This is a genomic window from Paenibacillus sp. SSG-1 (genome assembly GCF_002224835.1).
GTDB classification, from domain to species: Bacteria; Bacillota; Bacilli; order Paenibacillales; family Paenibacillaceae; genus Paenibacillus_AQ; species Paenibacillus_AQ favisporus.
Genome location: NZ_MBRK01000001.1, coordinates 1,408,155 through 1,424,401, shown reverse-complemented (window position 1 = coordinate 1,424,401; position 16,247 = coordinate 1,408,155). Strand labels below are relative to the sequence as shown.

The 16,247-nt window shown below is 53.1% G+C and carries 15 protein-coding genes and 1 pseudogene; 1 reads left to right on the top strand and 15 read right to left on the bottom strand.

What is annotated here, in order from left to right:
* Positions 1-9: 9 nt before the first annotated feature.
* The 11 genes from fliE to BCV73_RS06610 all read right to left on the bottom strand — a co-directional run bounded on the left by fliE (position 10) and on the right by BCV73_RS06610 (position 11,420).
* Complete coding sequence (fliE, locus tag BCV73_RS06660) at positions 10-321, bottom strand: flagellar hook-basal body complex protein FliE (protein ID WP_076168164.1); 312 nt, start codon at positions 319-321, stop codon at positions 10-12.
* Positions 322-362: 41 nt separating this feature from the next.
* A complete protein-coding gene (flgC, locus tag BCV73_RS06655) occupies positions 363-806 on the bottom strand; it encodes a flagellar basal body rod protein FlgC (RefSeq protein WP_234489631.1) in 444 nt (147 codons plus the stop codon).
* Between the two features lie 12 nt (positions 807-818).
* Positions 819-1,226 carry a flagellar basal body rod protein FlgB gene (gene flgB, locus BCV73_RS06650; protein ID WP_076168168.1) on the bottom strand — a complete coding sequence of 136 codons (408 nt, stop codon included), beginning with the start codon at positions 1,224-1,226 and terminating at the stop codon, positions 819-821.
* Positions 1,227-1,752: 526 nt separating this feature from the next.
* Positions 1,753-3,156, bottom strand: a complete 1,404-nt coding sequence (hslU, locus tag BCV73_RS06645; RefSeq protein ID WP_076168169.1) for an ATP-dependent protease ATPase subunit HslU — start codon at positions 3,154-3,156, stop codon at positions 1,753-1,755.
* Positions 3,157-3,172: 16 nt separating this feature from the next.
* Positions 3,173-3,715: an ATP-dependent protease subunit HslV gene (gene hslV / locus BCV73_RS06640; RefSeq protein WP_076168171.1), complete on the bottom strand. Its 543-nt coding sequence runs from the start codon at positions 3,713-3,715 to the stop codon at positions 3,173-3,175.
* Between the two features lie 18 nt (positions 3,716-3,733).
* On the bottom strand, positions 3,734-5,074 hold the full coding sequence (trmFO, locus tag BCV73_RS06635; protein ID WP_089546541.1) for an FADH(2)-oxidizing methylenetetrahydrofolate--tRNA-(uracil(54)-C(5))-methyltransferase TrmFO: 1,341 nt from the start codon (positions 5,072-5,074) through the stop codon (positions 3,734-3,736).
* A gap of 25 nt (positions 5,075-5,099) precedes the next feature.
* The gene (topA, locus tag BCV73_RS06630) at positions 5,100-7,202 is read right to left on the bottom strand and encodes a type I DNA topoisomerase (protein ID WP_089546540.1); all 2,103 of its coding nucleotides are present in this window, start codon (positions 7,200-7,202) and stop codon (positions 5,100-5,102) included.
* A gap of 53 nt (positions 7,203-7,255) precedes the next feature.
* Complete coding sequence (gene dprA, locus BCV73_RS06625) at positions 7,256-8,374, bottom strand: DNA-processing protein DprA (RefSeq protein ID WP_089550129.1); 1,119 nt, start codon at positions 8,372-8,374, stop codon at positions 7,256-7,258.
* 128 nt (positions 8,375-8,502) lie between these two features.
* Positions 8,503-9,432, bottom strand: coding sequence for a succinate--CoA ligase subunit alpha (sucD, locus tag BCV73_RS06620; protein WP_076168177.1), 930 nt, complete (start codon positions 9,430-9,432; stop codon positions 8,503-8,505).
* A 34-nt stretch (positions 9,433-9,466) separates the two neighbouring features.
* On the bottom strand, positions 9,467-10,627 hold the full coding sequence (gene sucC / locus BCV73_RS06615; protein WP_076168179.1) for an ADP-forming succinate--CoA ligase subunit beta: 1,161 nt from the start codon (positions 10,625-10,627) through the stop codon (positions 9,467-9,469).
* Between the two features lie 322 nt (positions 10,628-10,949).
* Positions 10,950-11,420, bottom strand: coding sequence for a MarR family winged helix-turn-helix transcriptional regulator (locus BCV73_RS06610; RefSeq protein WP_089546539.1), 471 nt, complete (start codon positions 11,418-11,420; stop codon positions 10,950-10,952).
* Positions 11,421-11,757: 337 nt separating this feature from the next.
* On the opposite strand from BCV73_RS06610, the gene BCV73_RS06605 reads away from it, so the two are divergent.
* Positions 11,758-13,350 (top strand): YifB family Mg chelatase-like AAA ATPase, encoded by a 1,593-nt coding sequence (locus BCV73_RS06605; RefSeq protein ID WP_089546538.1) that lies wholly within the window; start codon positions 11,758-11,760, stop codon positions 13,348-13,350.
* A 667-nt stretch (positions 13,351-14,017) separates the two neighbouring features.
* On the opposite strand, the gene BCV73_RS06595 is transcribed toward BCV73_RS06605, so the two are convergent.
* The 4 genes and pseudogenes from BCV73_RS06595 to BCV73_RS34955 form a co-directional block, all read right to left on the bottom strand.
* The gene (locus tag BCV73_RS06595; protein ID WP_089546536.1) at positions 14,018-14,377 is read right to left on the bottom strand and encodes a phage holin family protein; all 360 of its coding nucleotides are present in this window, start codon (positions 14,375-14,377) and stop codon (positions 14,018-14,020) included.
* 353 nt (positions 14,378-14,730) lie between these two features.
* Entirely contained in the window at positions 14,731-15,117 is a 387-nt protein-coding gene (locus BCV73_RS06590) for a YraN family protein (protein WP_256992761.1), read from the bottom strand.
* Complete coding sequence (locus tag BCV73_RS06585) at positions 15,114-15,416, bottom strand: EscU/YscU/HrcU family type III secretion system export apparatus switch protein (RefSeq protein WP_076168193.1); 303 nt, start codon at positions 15,414-15,416, stop codon at positions 15,114-15,116. The genes BCV73_RS06590 and BCV73_RS06585 overlap by 4 nt, the downstream gene beginning before the upstream one ends.
* A pseudogene (locus BCV73_RS34955) lies at positions 15,413-16,247 on the bottom strand (DNA ligase); the annotation flags it as partial. The pseudogene BCV73_RS34955 and the gene BCV73_RS06585, both read right to left, overlap by 4 nt.

Genomic DNA, 16,247 nt, shown 5'->3' with positions numbered 1-16,247 from the left:
CTGCAGCCTTTAAATTTGCGTCCGCATGATCTCCTGGTACGCTTCGATCGCTTTGTTCCGAATCTGCGTCGTCAGCTCCAGGCTGAGAAGCGCTTTTTGCGAAGAAACCATCACCTGGTCCACATCAACTTGTCCGAGCATGAACTGATTGCTCATTTCTTCGGCGGCTTTCTCTTGCCCGGCCACCTGGTTCAGCGCATTTTCCAGATAAGATCCGAAATCGCTAAGGGATTGGGCTGGCGTCTTGCTTGCGCTTGATGCGCTTTGCTTCATGTCGAGCGGTTGGATGCTTTGTGTCGAAAACATCGAGTTTTGAATCATCAATGTCCCTCCTTACCTACATTTATTTATTCAGACTAGGCTTATCGACCTATTTCCAAGGCCTTCGTGATCATCGCTTTTGAGGAATTCAGTGCTGTGACGTTCGCTTCGTAAGATCTCGTGGCCGAAATCATATCGATCATTTCTTTGGCGATATCCACGTTAGGCATGTAGACATACCCTTGTGCATCTGCATCCGGATGAGTCGGATTGTATACCGGCTTCAGCGGCGTCTGATCCTCCTGGATTGCAGCCACTTTCACACCTTTCCCCGCACTTTGTCCGTTCATTTGTGCTTCCAGCATGCTGGAGAAATCCGATTCATTCGGCGAAAGCACAACCATCTTTCGGCGGTACGGCACCGCTTTGCCGTCAACCACCGACGCTCTCGTCGTTTCCGCATTCGCAATGTTGGACGAAATGACGTCCATCCGCAAACGCTGTGCCGTCAGCGCCGAAGCGCTGATCCCAAAGCTGCTGTTCATGTTCACCCGCGATTATCTCCCTTCAATGGCTGTCCGCATCATTTTGATCTGGTCGTTCATCTGCTGGATGTAGGCGTTGTACTGAAGCTGGTTGTCAGCCAGTGCGGACATCTCCCGGTCAATATCCACATTGTTCATATTGTTGTTCATCGCTGTCGATTGGTCCTCCGTTACAACTGGATCCGGGACCGAATTCGTAGGTCCAATGGCGAAGTGCCGGGGATCGGTGACCCTGCCGCGAAGCTGAGGTGCAGATCCATTAATTTCCTGCTGGAGCAGGCTTTCAAATGACACTTCGGACCGTTTGAAATAAGGCGTGTCGACATTGGCAATGTTGTTCGCAATGACTCTCTGGCGCGCGTTTGCGGCCTGAAGTCCGCCTTCCAAACGTTGAAAGCTGACGCTGTTCAGCAAATCCATTCCGTATCCCCCTTATTTTCCATAACTTTACTATTTGTCCGTGGGGAACTTTCTTCCCAATTTCACTTTTTTTCGACAAAAGTCCTTAGAAATATTGCTTATTCTAGGTCTAAAGTAGAAAAAATTACTATATTGTCGTATATCCTAAGTTTCTTAAAGATTGGGACATATTACAATAAGAAAAAAGCCCTATCTTTTACCAGAAAGAAGGTCTTTGTTCTTAATTTCTCTGAAATTTTTGCTAAATCTTTGCAGGATAAGGGTTTGTGGGCTTACATAGGACAGGCCTGTTGTCACATTTCGATAAAAACTCAGCTTGAATAGTCCTAGAATTTCAGATTTGCGAAAGTGTCGTAAAATAACCCCTCCCTTGCATACGAGCGCAGGATTATAGTTATACCTCCCAGAGAGGTTCTTACGATGTCGGCACTGTCTTTCCTGTGGTCCCTTCCTCAGCACAACAAAAAAAGACATGCCCGAAGGATCTTCATCCTTCTGACATGTCCCCGCTGTGACGGTTGTCGGTTTACAATATATATTGGCTCAAATCGCGGTCTTGGGCGATGTCGCCCAGCTTTTCGCGCACGTATTCCGGCGTGATGGTCATATTCTCCAAGGTCAATTCAGGCGCCTCAAACGACAAATCCTCGAGCAGCTTCTCCAGAATCGTATGCAGCCTGCGCGCACCGATGTTCTCGGTATTCTGGTTGACGGTCGCGGCAATTTTGGCAATTTCCCGGATCGCTTCAGATGAGAATTCGACCTCGATGTCCTCGGTTTTGAGCAGCTCGGTATACTGCTTGGTCAAGGCGTTCTTCGGCTCGGTCAGAATCGACACAAAGTCGTCGAGAGACAAGCTGCTCAGCTCCACGCGGATCGGGAACCGGCCTTGAAGCTCGGGAATGAGGTCCGACGGTTTGGCGATATGGAATGCACCTGCGGCAATAAACAAAATAAAGTCCGTCTTCACGGGGCCGTATTTGGTCATGACCGTCGACCCTTCCACGATCGGCAGAATATCCCTCTGGACGCCTTCACGGGACACGTCAGGCCCAGAGCCTTTGCCCTGGCTGGCAACTTTATCGATTTCGTCGATAAAGATAATGCCCGACTGCTCAGCGCGAAGAATCGACTCGGCGATGACGTCGTCCATGTCGATCAGCTTGGTCGCTTCCTCCTGCGTCAGCACCTTGCGCGCTTCCCGGATCGGCAGCTTCCGCTTCTTCGTCCGGCGCGGCAGCAGGCTGCCGAACATTTCCTGCATGTTCATGCCCATCTGGTCATTCCCCTGCCCGGCCAGCATATCCATCATCGTCGGCGAGTTGTCCTCCACGTCGATTTCGATCATGTCGTCTTCCAGGCTGCCGGACTGAAGCTTAAACTTCACCTGGCGCCGGCGTTCGGTCACGGTGCTGTCCTGCTCCTTATCCTCTTCCGTATCCTGTGCGTTCTGGTTGCCATTGCCGAACAGCATTTCAAACGGGTTGCGCTGCGCCTTGTTTTTGCCAGCCGGCGGAACGAGAATTTGCACGATTCGTTCGTTGGCGAGCTCCTCGGCGCGGTCTTTTACTTTTTCCGTACGCTCCGCTTTGACCATGCGGATGGACGTTTCGATCAAATCGCGGACCATGGATTCCACGTCGCGGCCGACGTATCCCACTTCCGTAAATTTGGTGGCTTCGATCTTCACAAACGGCGCATTGACCAGCTTCGCCAAACGTCTGGCGATTTCGGTCTTGCCCACACCCGTCGGACCGATCATCAGGATGTTCTTCGGTACAATCTCATCCCGAACATCCTCGGGAAGCCGGTTGCGGCGGTAACGGTTGCGCAGTGCGACGGCGACGGATTTCTTCGCCTGCTTCTGGCCTACAATGTATTTATCCAGTTCGGCCACGATTTGTCTTGGCGTCAAACTTTGGTTATCCATATGCATTCCTCCACCCTTACAGCTCTTCCACAATGATATTTCCATTGGTGTATACGCAAATTTCCGAAGCAATTTTCAAAGCTTCCCGCGCGATATCCTTCGCTTCCAAGTCCTGGGCGTGACGCTTCAGCGCCCGTCCGGCGGAGAGCGCAAAATTGCCTCCCGAGCCAATGGCCAGCACGTCGTCGTCCGGTTCGATGATTTCACCGCCTCCGGAAATGAGCAGCATGCCAGTTTTATCCATAACGATCATGAGTGCCTCAAGCTTGCGGAGAACGCGATCCTGGCGCCAGTCCTTGGCGAGCTCCACGGCGGCACGCTGCAGATTGCCGTGATGCTCCTCCAGTTTGCTTTCGAATTTTTCAAAAAGAGTAATGGCGTCCGCCACGGAGCCTGCAAAGCCGGCAACGACCTGGCCTCTGTACAGGCGGCGCACCTTTTTGGCGGTCTGCTTCATAATGACATTTTCACCGAAGGTCACCTGGCCGTCACCGGCGATCGCCGCTTTTCCGTTATGGCGTACAGCACAAATGGTTGTCGCATGAAAAGATAAATCCATACCTACAGACCTCCTAATCTATACTTCCTGATGTTCGGTTGCCAGTCCGGCTTCCTTGATAAACGCGGCAATCGTCTCCAAAGCCCGATTGGCCAGCGCCTCGTTCTTTTCCTTTTTGTTGCGGATCTTCTTCTCCAATTTCGGCAGCAGGCCGAAGTTGGCGTTCATCGGCTGGAAGTGCTCCGAATCCGCGGTCGTAATATAATGAGCCATGCTGCCGAGTGTGCTTGTGTCAGGGAACACGACAAGGTCCTGTCCAAGCGCCTTTCTCGCTGCATTAATGCCCGCTATAAGCCCGGATGCGGCAGATTCCACATATCCCTCTACCCCTGTCATTTGACCGGCAAAAAACAGGTTCTCATTCGTTTTCAGCTGATAGGTCGGTTGGAGCAGCTTCGGTGAGTTGATGAACGTATTGCGGTGCATGACGCCGTAGCGCACATATTCCGCGTTTTCCAATCCCGGAATCATAGAGAATACGCGCTTTTGCTCTCCCCATTTGAGATGGGTTTGGAAGCCGACCAGATTGTACAGCGTACCGGCGGCATTATCTTGACGCAGTTGCACGACCGCATAAGGCAGTTCACCCGTGTGCGGGTTGACCAGCCCTACCGGCTTCATCGGCCCGAACAGCGCCGTCTGCTTGCCGCGCTTCATCATGACCTCGATCGGCATGCAGCCCTCGAAGTATACTTCCTTCTCAAACTCTTTCAACTGCGCGACTTCCGCATTGACCAGCGCGTCATAAAACGCGTTGAATTCCTCTTCGGTCATCGGACAGTTCAAGTAAGCCGCTTCGCCTTTATCATAACGGGAAGCCAGGTATACTTTGCTCATATCGATGGAGTCTTTCTCGACGATTGGAGCCGCAGCATCGTAGAAGTAGAAATACTCTTCGCCCATAAGTGCTTTGATCTCGGCGGAGAGTGCAGGCGAGGTCAGCGGGCCTGTGGCGATGACGACAATCCCTTCTTCTGGTATATGCTGAATTTCTTCGTTTACGACTTCAATCAGCGGATGGTTATGGAGAGTGCTCGTAATATCCCCGGAAAAACCGTCGCGGTCCACCGCCAGAGCGCCTCCGGCAGGAACCGCATTTTTATCGGCGGACTTCAGGATCAGCGAATCCAGCATCCGCATTTCTTCTTTGATAACGCCGACTGCGTTCGTAAGTCCGTTGGCGCGCAGCGAATTGGTGCAGACGAGCTCGGCGAACTTGTCCGTATGGTGCGCGGGCGTCTTCACGACCGGGCGCATTTCGTATAATTTCACGGGAACCCCCCGGCTTGCGATCTGCCAGGCAGCCTCGCTGCCTGCCAGACCCGCGCCGATGACGGTTACCTGCTGTACTTCTGTCAACTTCATTACCCCCTGCTGTTTACAATTACATCAATTCTTCGTTGTCTTCGTTCTCTTCCAGGGGCTCGGTATGGTCGCATGCCGTGCATTGGAGACGTGCTCCCTGCTTGTTGCGCTTCTCAACCATCAGAGAGCCGCATTTCGGACAAGGCTTCGGCGACGGTTTATCCCAGGATACGAAATCGCATTCCGGATAACGGTCGCAGCCATAGAAAATCCGCCCCTTCTTGCTGCGGCGCTCGACCACATGCCCTTCCTTGCATTTCGGACAAGTGACGCCGATATCTTTGACGATCGGCTTCGTGTTCCGGCAGTCCGGAAATCCGGAGCAGGCGAGGAATTTGCCAAACCGCCCCAATTTGTATACCATCGGTCGGCCGCATTTGTCGCAAATCTCGTCCGATACCTCGTCCTCGATTTCGATTTCCTTCATTTCTTCTTCGGCTACTTCCAGGCGCTTTTCAAAGGAAGAATAGAACTCAGCAAGCACCTTGACCCAATCCTCCGAGCCTTCCTCGACATGGTCGAGATCGTCTTCCATGTGGGCCGTAAATTCCACATCAAGAATTTCCGGGAAGAATTGTTCCATTTGCTCGATGATCAATTCACCCAATTCTGTCGGAACGAACTTTTTCTCTTCGATCGCGACGTAACCGCGCTTTTGGATCGTCTCCAGCGTCGGCGCATACGTACTTGGCCGTCCGATGCCGAGCTCCTCCATCGCCCGGACCAACCGGGCTTCGGTGTAGCGCGGAGGCGGCTGCGTGAAGTGCTGCTTCGGCTCGATATCTTCCTTCTTCAGCTTATCCCCTACGGCCAAGGCAGGCAAAAACTTCTCTTCCTCCGTCGTGCCGTCGTCGTTGCCTTCTACGTATACCTTCATAAAGCCCTGGAAGCGGACTTTCGAACCGGATGCGCGGAATACGGCAGGCCCGGCCGCAATATCAACGGAAAGCGTATCCAGTATGGCGGAAGCCATCTGGCTGGCAACGAAACGTTCCCAAATCAGCTTGTAAAGACGGTATTGGTCACGGCTCATGAACGACTTCACAGAGTCGGGATCGCGCATGACCGAGGTCGGGCGGATCGCTTCGTGGGCGTCCTGAGCGTTCGCCGATTTTTTCGAATACTCCCGCGGTGTTTCAGGGACAAACGGATCCCCATACTTCCCGCTGATAAATTCCTTGGCTTCTTCCTGGGCCGATCCGGCAATCCGGGTGGAATCCGTACGCATATAAGTAATGAGGCCGACGGTCCCTTCTTTCCCGAGCTCTACGCCTTCGTACAGCTGCTGGGCGACGGACATCGTTTTGGCGGCACGAAAATTAAGCTTCCGGGCAGCTTCCTGCTGCAGGGAGCTTGTCGTAAACGGAGGCGAAGGATGCCGCTGGCGTTCCTTTTCCTTTACTTCGCTGACTTTAAAGGTGGCTCCCTTAATGGCAGCGAGCACTTCGTTTACTTCCTCCTCTCGCGACAGTTCTTTCTTCTGGCCGTTCAGCTGCTGGAATTTCGCCTCAAAAACGGAATCTCCCTTGGCGAGCTGGGCCGTAATGGACCAGTATTCCTCCGGAATAAACGCGTTGATTTCGTTCTCCCGGTCGATGATAATCTTGACCGCAACCGATTGAACGCGGCCCGCGGACAAACCTTTCTTTACCTTTTTCCACAAAAGCGGACTGATCTTGTAACCGACGAGCCGGTCCAGAATACGTCTGGCCTGCTGTGCGTTGACCAGGTCCATATTGATCTTGCGCGGCGTTTTAAATGCATCCTTGACCGCTTGCTTCGTAATTTCGTTAAACACGACGCGGCAGCTATCCGTATCGTCGAGCTCCAGGGCATGGGCAAGATGCCAGGCAATCGCTTCACCCTCGCGATCGGGGTCAGCTGCGAGATAAACCTTTTTCACTTTTTTGCTGGCGTCCTTGAGTTCCTTTAATACGGAGCCTTTTCCGCGGATCGTAATATATTTCGGATTAAAGTCATTCTCGACCTCAACTCCGATTTGGCTCTTCGGGAGATCACGCACGTGACCCATCGAAGCTTTTACGATATACTTGCTGCCTAAATATTTGCCGATCGTTTTCGCCTTGGCCGGCGATTCGACGATGACAAGTGAGTCAGCCATAGGTTCATCCCCCTTTCCGAACAATTCTGTGAATGTTAGTCAATAGACTCTTGTTATATAAGCTTGTATATAGCACCAGATAATTGGGTAATCTGCTTTTTTATGATTAAAGATAACAGAACTGAATGCAAATGTCCAAAATCCCATCCGGTCTGCTGCAGCAGCTCATCCAATGTAGACGGCCCTTGTTCCAATATATGGTATATCCCAAGCTCATCCATTGTCAAATGATCTGCAGGCAGCCGCGTGTCCTCCAACATCTGACGCTCCCTATTGTATGTATCTTCAAACCCTTTTGGCAACCATGAATCATATTCTTCGATGACGTCTTCGGCATTCAGCACCATTTTGGCCCCTTGTTTAATCAAATTCAGCGCCCCGCGGCTCTTGGGCGAGGTGACCGGCCCAGGCACGGCGAACACATCCCTGCCGGCTTCGAGCGCCAAATCCGCGGTAATCAAAGATCCGCTGCGTGAGTCCGCTTCGACGACCAGCGTCCCAAGCGTCAAGCCGGCGATGATACGGTTGCGCTGCGGAAACAAACCGGGATGCGATTTGGTCCCGGAAGGATACTCCGTCAGAATGAGTCCATCCTCGGCGATCCGCTCATACAATCCTCTGTTCTCCGGCGGATAGATCACGCCATGCCCGGTCCCCATCACCGCAATCGTATTTCCGCCGCGTGCTAGAGCGGCTTCATGGCACACGCTGTCGATGCCTCTGGCCATGCCGCTGACGATCGTGAATCCAGCCGCACTGATGCCCTCCGCCAGCTCCTGGCCGACCTTACGGCCATAGGCCGTCGGTACCCTTGTTCCGACCATGGCGACGCCGGGTGTTTGCAGCAATCCCCGTTTTCCAGTGCAGTACAATACCCATGGAGGCTCCGCTATCTCCTTTAAATACGCAGGGTAATCCTCATCCAAAAAAGTCAGGATGCCGGCGCCTCCCTCAAGCTTACGGGATTTCAGCTCTTCGATCAAATCGGTTGTGATTCGTTCAGATAAAAGCTTCGCCTTTTCCTCGGGAAAACCTGCTTCCTCCCAATCTCTACTATTATAATGGAGCATGTCCCCGGAGAACATACGCTGCCCGCGCAGCCTGGCAATACTCTTCCTCCCGATCCCCTCGGTCTCGTGCAGTGCGATCAACAGCCACCGTTCGTCCTTCACGCCAATCCCGCCCTTCCTTATATTTTCCAGTTTTTTGGTGTTGAAAACACAAAAAAGCAACCCTTTATTCCCCGGATGGAGAAATAAAAGGTTGCTTACCTTTGAACCGTAAATAACGCCGGTTTATATTAGTGAGTCGTGCATTTTTCCAGCAGGCCGCGTTCTTCCAGAACGCTTACCAGCGTAGATCCCATTTCCGAAGGCGTCGGAGCGACTTTGATGCCGCATTCCTCGAGCTTGGCGATCTTTTCTTTCGCCGTGCCTTTACCGCCGGAAATAATAGCGCCCGCATGTCCCATGCGCTTGCCTGGAGGCGCAGTAACGCCGCCGATGAAGCCGACGACCGGCTTGGTCATGTTGGCGCGGATCCATTCCGCCGCCTCTTCTTCCGCCGTTCCGCCGATTTCGCCGATCATGATCACAGCATAAGTGTTCGGATCATCGTTAAAGCGGCTCAAAATATCGATGAATTCCGAGCCTTTTACCGGGTCGCCGCCAATGCCTACCGCAGAGGACTGGCCGATGCCGCGGGTCGTCAATTGATGAACCGCTTCGTAGGTCAGCGTTCCGCTGCGGGATACAACGCCCACATGTCCCGGAGTATGGATGTACCCAGGCATGATACCGATTTTGCATTCTCCAGGTGTAATGACCCCTGGGCAGTTTGGTCCGATCAGGACGGTTTTCTTGCCTTCCATGTAACGGGACACTTTGACCATGTCCAGCACCGGAATGCCTTCCGTAATACAGATGACCAGTTCCATTTCCGCATCGACGGCTTCCATGATGGAGTCGGCCGCAAATGCCGGCGGTACGTAGATAACGCTTGCAGTTGCGCCAGTCGCTTCCTTGGCTTCTACAACCGTGTTATATACGGGCAGGCTGACCGTTTGGCCGTTCTCCAGCGTAATGTCAACCTTGGTGCCGCCTTTGCCCGGAGAAGTTCCTCCGACCATTTGCGTGCCGTAGTCGAGGGCGCCTTTCGCATGGAAAAGGGCGGTTTTGCCGGTGATGCCCTGTGTGATGACTTTTGTATTTTTATCGACCAAAATACTCACGTTTGTTCACATCCCCTATCGTATTTTAAAGATTCTATTTTACGAGTGAGACAATTTTTTGGGCGCCGTCAGCCATGGAGTCGGCAGGCACGATGTTCAGGCCGGATTCGGCCAAAATTTTCTTGCCCAGATCCACGTTGGTTCCTTCAAGACGCACAACCAGCGGACGGGTCAAACCGAGCTGCTTGGCAGCTTCAACCACGCCTTCGGCGATGACGTCGCAGCGCATAATTCCGCCAAAGATGTTGACGAAAATGCCTTTGACCTGCTCATCCGACAGAATGATCTTGAACGCCTCGGTAACCTTCTCTTTCGTGGCACCGCCCCCTACGTCGAGGAAGTTGGCCGGGTCTCCGCCGTAGTACTTGATAATATCCATCGTGGCCATGGCAAGGCCTGCGCCGTTGACCATACAGCCGATGTTGCCGTCGAGAGCTATGTAGCTCAGGTCGTATTTGGAAGCTTCGATTTCTTTTTCATTCTCTTCGTCCAGGTCGCGAAGCTCTTGAATGTCTTTGTGCCGGAACAGTGCGTTGGAGTCAAAGTTCAGCTTGGCATCGAGTGCCATGACATTGCCGTCACCCGTTACAACCAGAGGGTTGATTTCTGCAATGGAGCAGTCCTTGTCAACAAAAGCTGTGTACAGGGCGATCATAAACTGAACCGCCTTGTTGACCAGTTCGTTAGGGATGTTGATCGCATAAGCCAGTCTGCGTGCTTGGAAAACCTGCAGGCCTACGGCCGGATCCACCACTTCTTTGAAAATTTTCTCAGGCGTTGCAGCGGCAACCTCTTCGATTTCCGTTCCGCCTTCTTCCGATGCCATCATCACGACACGTCCGGTAGCGCGGTCAACGACGACGCCGACGTAATATTCCTTGCGGATATCGCAGCCCTCTTCGATCAGAAGCCGCTTGACTTCTTTACCTTCCGGGCCTGTCTGATGCGTTACGAGCACTTTGCCGAGGATTTCCTCCGCGTAAGCACGAACCTCGTCCAGGTTCTTGGCCACTTTGACGCCGCCGGCTTTACCGCGGCCACCTGCATGGATTTGCGCTTTGACAACCGTGACTTGGCTGCCCAGGGATTTAGCGGCTTCAACCGCCTCTTCCACGGTGTAGGCCACCTTTCCGTTCGGAACGGTAACGCCGTACTGCTTTAACACTTGCTTTCCTTGATATTCATGGATATTCATTTACGGTATCCTCCTATCAACATGACTGCTACAAGGCGGGTTCTGATATCTCTTGGAAAATAATATAAACCCAAGCTATTGTAACATGTTTTTAAAACGCTTACCTTAAGAAACTGCGTTTCCATCGACAGCTTTTTGATATCGGTTTAATCCGTTTGAGAGAATATTTGGGATTTGATGGTAAAATCCGCCCTCCAAGTAACGTCTTAGGTCCGATATAATTCCACCTGGAGCCTTGCATCGTTCCAACATGGTTTCATGGATAACAGGGAAAAAGAGCGACAAATTTGCAGATGTTGGTCTGCAAAAATCGCTCTTCACTTCACATCTTGCCCTCTTGCTGTTCGTTGTTGTGATGGACACGGTTCAGCAGACTCTTGAACTGGCCCAGCAAATGCCCGAATTCGCTCTCGTTCAGGCACAGCTCCTGCTGCATGGCGGCCGGAACGTTCAGCGCCTTCTCCTTCAGCTTGTTTCCTTCGTCCGTCAACGTGATGATGACCTTCCGTTCGTCCTGGGCAGAGCGCTCACGGTGAATCAGACCAGCGGCCTGAAGTCTCTTCAGCAGGGGCGTCAAGGTGCCGGAGTCCAGGAAAAGAGCCTCCCCAAGCTCCTTCACGGTACACTGTCCCCGCTCCCAAAGCACAAGCAGGACCAAATACTGGGAATATGTCACACCGAGCTTCTCCAGATGGGGCTGATACAGCTTGGTGATTTCTCGCGAACAGGCATAGATGGTAAAGCACAGCTGATTTTCCAGCTGCAGCTGCGGATTCATTTCACTTGGTTTCATCACTTTCGTCTTCACCTGCCTTCTTGTCATAATATTATCATAATTTTGTCACATTATCATAGTAATTGCGCGATATCTTCTACAGAGACAACTGATTCCGCCCAATTATATTGTATACTTTTAAATTTTAAACAACAAATCGGTCTTGAATCACTCCCTTACAAGCATACCTCTATTTCCCATCCCCGATGCCTCCCATCTTGACTTTTACTGCTTACGGTCCTACAATTTTTGTAAACTTAAGCGAAAATAAGGAAGCACCTTTTTTCCGTCAACTACGGCGATCCCGTTCTCGTTTGTCCAGGGAAACCGCCGGGGAATAGGGGTGCTTTATTGTATGTATGGAAAAATGCACAGTACATGTTTATACGGAATTGACGGGGTTATCATTCAGGTGGAGGTCGACATTTCCAACGGACTGCCGCAGACGAGCATTATCGGACTGCCGGACTCCGCCATCCGGGAAGCGGTGGAACGTGTCCGGGCGGGCATCAAAAATTGCGGCTTCACCTTCCCCCTTCAGCGCGTCACGATCAATCTCGCACCGGCCGATCTGAAAAAGGAAGGCTCCGCGTTTGATCTGGCCATTGCCCTCGGCATTCTCGTAACGAGCGGACAGCTTCTGCTGCCGCAGGATGAGAAGCTGCTTCTCATCGGAGAAATGGCGCTCGACGGCAGCCTGAGGCCCGTTAACGGCGTCCTGTCCATGGTGGACAGGGCGAAGCGCGAGGGATTCACCGCCGTTCTGCTGCCGGAGGAAAATGCCGGTGAGGCCGCCTTAATCGATCAAATGAATATTTATGCCATCCGGCATTTAAACGAGCTGCGAGAGCTGGCCGCAGAACATTCGGCTGCTGATGTGCCCGGCAAAGACCAGCCCCTCCGGATTCAAAGCCTGTCCCCGCTGCTGAAAGCACCGGGCACTGCCGCTGATTCCGTATCCGATCACATTCCTGCAGAAGATTATGCCGACGTGCTCGGCCAGCTCCATGTCAAAAGGGCGCTCACGATTGCTGCCGCCGGCATGCACAACATTATGCTGATCGGACCGCCCGGAACCGGCAAAACGATGCTCATCAAACGCCTGCCGACCATCCTGCCCTTCATGACCGAGCAGGAGGCGCTCGAAACGACCAAAATATTCAGCGCAGCCGGAAAACTGAAGGAACCCGGCTCCGGACTGATCCGCAGACGTCCTTTTCGCTCCCCGCACCACACTATCTCTTCCGGAGGACTGATCGGTGGAGGAACGATACCCAAGCCGGGCGAAGTGAGCCTTGCCCACCGGGGCATCCTGTTTCTGGACGAGCTGCCGGAATTCAACCGGCAGGTGCTCGAAGTGCTGCGGCAGCCGCTGGAGGACAAAACGGTGACGATCAGCAGGGCGCGTGCCGTGCACACCTTCCCGGCGCACTTCATGCTGGCGGCTTCGATGAATCCGTGTCCGTGCGGATACCTCGGAAGCGATCACCCGGAACATCAATGCACATGCAGCTTCAGCCGGATCGCCCAATACCGCGCCAAAATCTCCGGTCCGCTGCTCGACCGGATCGATCTTCAAGTCGAAGTCCCACGCCCTAAGGAATGGTCCACCGATGCACCGAGCCTGTCATCGGCTGAAATGCGCAGTCAGGTGCTCGAAGCTCATGCCCGTCAGCAACAACGATACGGCAGCGGTTACGGCGGATGGAACAGCGAGCTGACCGGCAGTGCGCTCCGGCGCTTTGCCAGGCTCGACTCCGCTTCAGCCGATATGCTCCATCAGACGATCGAAACGCTGGGCCTCAGCATGCGGGCATATGACCGCATCCTGAAACTGGCCCGGACGATCGCCGACCTGGACGGCCAGGAGAATATCGCCTCCAACCATGTGGCGGAAGCGATCCAGTACAGGAATTTGGACCGGCCGCAGATTACGGGGGTGGGGTGAAAGGAAGCAAATTTGCGGTATAAACGCTAGTAAGGTGATTCATGGTTTAAGTCAATATTTTGCGTACTATTACGAAAATAAAATGATGCAGACTGCCCTTCGACCCCTTCGGCCTTCCGGCTTCATAAAGGCAACGATATCTAAACTCCAGAAAACAAACGTTGAGCTCTATCAGCAGATAGATGCGCAGCCTCAGACGCTACAGGGATATAAGGCGCCTTATTGTAAATCATCTGAAGAAACTGGACACTGGGGTTCACAACAAAAAATAACCTGCCATTTGAGGCAGGTTATTTCCGTCAATCCAGTCTCTTATTAAAACCCAGTCATCTCTTCTGGATCTAATTTAAAAACTTGGCAGGTAAATCATCGGGCAGCCAAACGCCTTTTTTGGCAGGATAGAACTTCGCGTTTTCTAATTCAATATTTGTTCTATCTATCTTTTTTTCTATTCTCCATTGCGATCCATGAATAATACAATATCCAGAATATGGATGGACAAATACTTAGTGCAATAGGCTGTTTATCATGTGGAAGCATAAATATAAAAACAATATAAACGGGCAGCGTAATGGCAAGTAGAATGAGATACTTTTTCCAGTGTCTATTTTTAAACACAGGTTCCTCCTCAATTCGTAAATGTTCTCACAGGCTTTTTGCCATATCGTCAATCACGCCTCTCTTTTACTTTCACTGTGAATAGGCTGAGAACCAAAGTAAGAATGACATATGTCCACAATCCATGTACTTCAAATCCATACAGGTATTTGTCCAGAAGCCAAAGTTTAATGGGTGTCAGCACGATGGAAGCCAACATTAAAGCCGGAGTGGTTAAACACCCAATCCCTACAGTGATCAGCATCACCGACATTACCATGGCTAAACTGAATAAAAGACTAATGAGGAACATAAGAAGGGATGCAATCAGCAAAGTTTTAGTATCTGTTATCGAAAGATATGGATTAAAGTACTCATTGCCTATCCAGAACACCAAAAAGGTAACAAGAAAATTCAGAATATTCCTCATGATACCTCCCACGAAATCGTCGTTTCCCCTTTCGATGAAGAACGGGTTGAAGTAAGCTCAAAAAAAGATACTGTCATCCTCTGATGTTGATACCTAGGAAAAATTCTCTTTTAGGCAAGTTCACACATCCCTCTTACTTAGCTTATTCTATGACGAGTTCAAATCACCTTCACCATAAGGTAAATAATTACAATAATACATCCACTTTTCCACCTCTCGGATAAAGCCGGCCGATCTGGATGCACTGCCGCTGTTAGTTGTCTATTGAGAGGATCGTGCTAGCTCAGTGAAAATGGGGTAATAAAAAAACTTCCAATCGCATGGTATTGGAAGTTTTTGATTAGGGGCTGGTCCTAAAACGCCCCCTGTATATGATTAATCGCGGCAATGCTTAGATCGCGCCCCAGTTCCACGGCGACGACGTCAAAGCGTACCTCGCGGCCTTCCAGCCGGTGTGCGTGAAGATACACTTCGGCCGTGCTGCGGACCTGGCGGATTTTGCGGAAATTAACAGATTCTGCGGCTGTGCCGAAGGAGGTGCCGGCGGTCCGGCTGCGCACCTCCACAAAAACAATGACGCTGCCGTCCTCGGCGACCACGTCCAGTTCGCCGCTGCGGCAGCGCCAGTTCCGGTCGCGGATGCGGTAACCTGCGGAGAGCAGCAGGTCGGCAGCCGCCCGCTCAGCGGCTGCTCCTTTTTGGCGGCGGTTATCCTTCATTTTTCCTTGCCGTCCGTTCATTCGAACGGCCTTTCCCGAGCGAGCCGGTCCGCCCGGTAAATATAGCTGAGAACCTCCGCGACAAGGTGATACAGCTCCGGCGGAATCTGCTGGTCCAGGTCCAGCTTGGAGAGAACCTCCACCAGCGCGGCGTCCTCCTGAACGGGAACCCCGTGTTCCTTCGCCGTCTCGAGAATCGTATCCGCCACTTTTCCCCGGCCCTTCGCCACGACGACCGGGGCATCGTTGTCACCGGGCGCGTATTTGAGGGCGACGGCCTTTTTCAAACTTGGGGACGGCTCCTGCGGCTTGCTGCTCATACCCTCATATCCACCCCCTTGTAGCTCTGCGGCACGAAGTCCGCCACGCGGTGGCCGCCCATGGCCGCACTCAAGCCAGCTGGCAGTTCAGCGGCCGGAGACGGTAGCGAAGCGGCTTTAAGCGTCAGAAGCTGATAGCCGATGGAGGATAGGGCGTCAGCGATTTCAGGCCGTCTGTCTTCCACCAGGGACTGAGCCCATTCCTGATCATTATGGACCTTCAGGCTGACGATCCGGTCGACGATCTGGACGTCGATCAGCGTCTGCCCGAGATGCTTCATCTGAAGGTCGAACCACAGGCGGCAGTTGGATGCATCCAGTTCACCCTTGGGGCCGCGCCTGGACTGGACATGCACCGACGCCGTCTCCTGGCCGTCCGGCCCGTTCAAGGGCAGGAACAACGTGACCTGGGCGAACGGCGCCGTCCGGTCCGTGTTCAGGAGCAGCTGCTGGCCGGTCAGCTGCGAGATGACCTGCTGCGCCGCCTCCTTCAAGGCCGGCGGCGCAGCGTCGTCCTGGACGAGCTGAAGGAGGAGCCCCTTCAGCGTGTCGCGCTGCCCGGTTTCCTGCAGCGCCTGCTCCATCCGCGCGGCGGGCTCAGCCAGCTGCTCCGGCCGGACGGCGTGATGCGCCGTGCCGGGAGGCTGCTGCTGAACCGCATGCGGCCGGACGGTCAGCTCCGGACCGTCCGCGGCTTGGGGAGCGGGCTGCGCGGCGGCGGCCCCTGCCGCGCTCGCCGCTCCCGGCGCAGGCCCCGGCTGTGCAGGGCCTGCCTCTGCCGCTGCACCCTGGCCTGCGGCCGGTGCAGCCAAGGGCTGCCGCGCGTTCCCC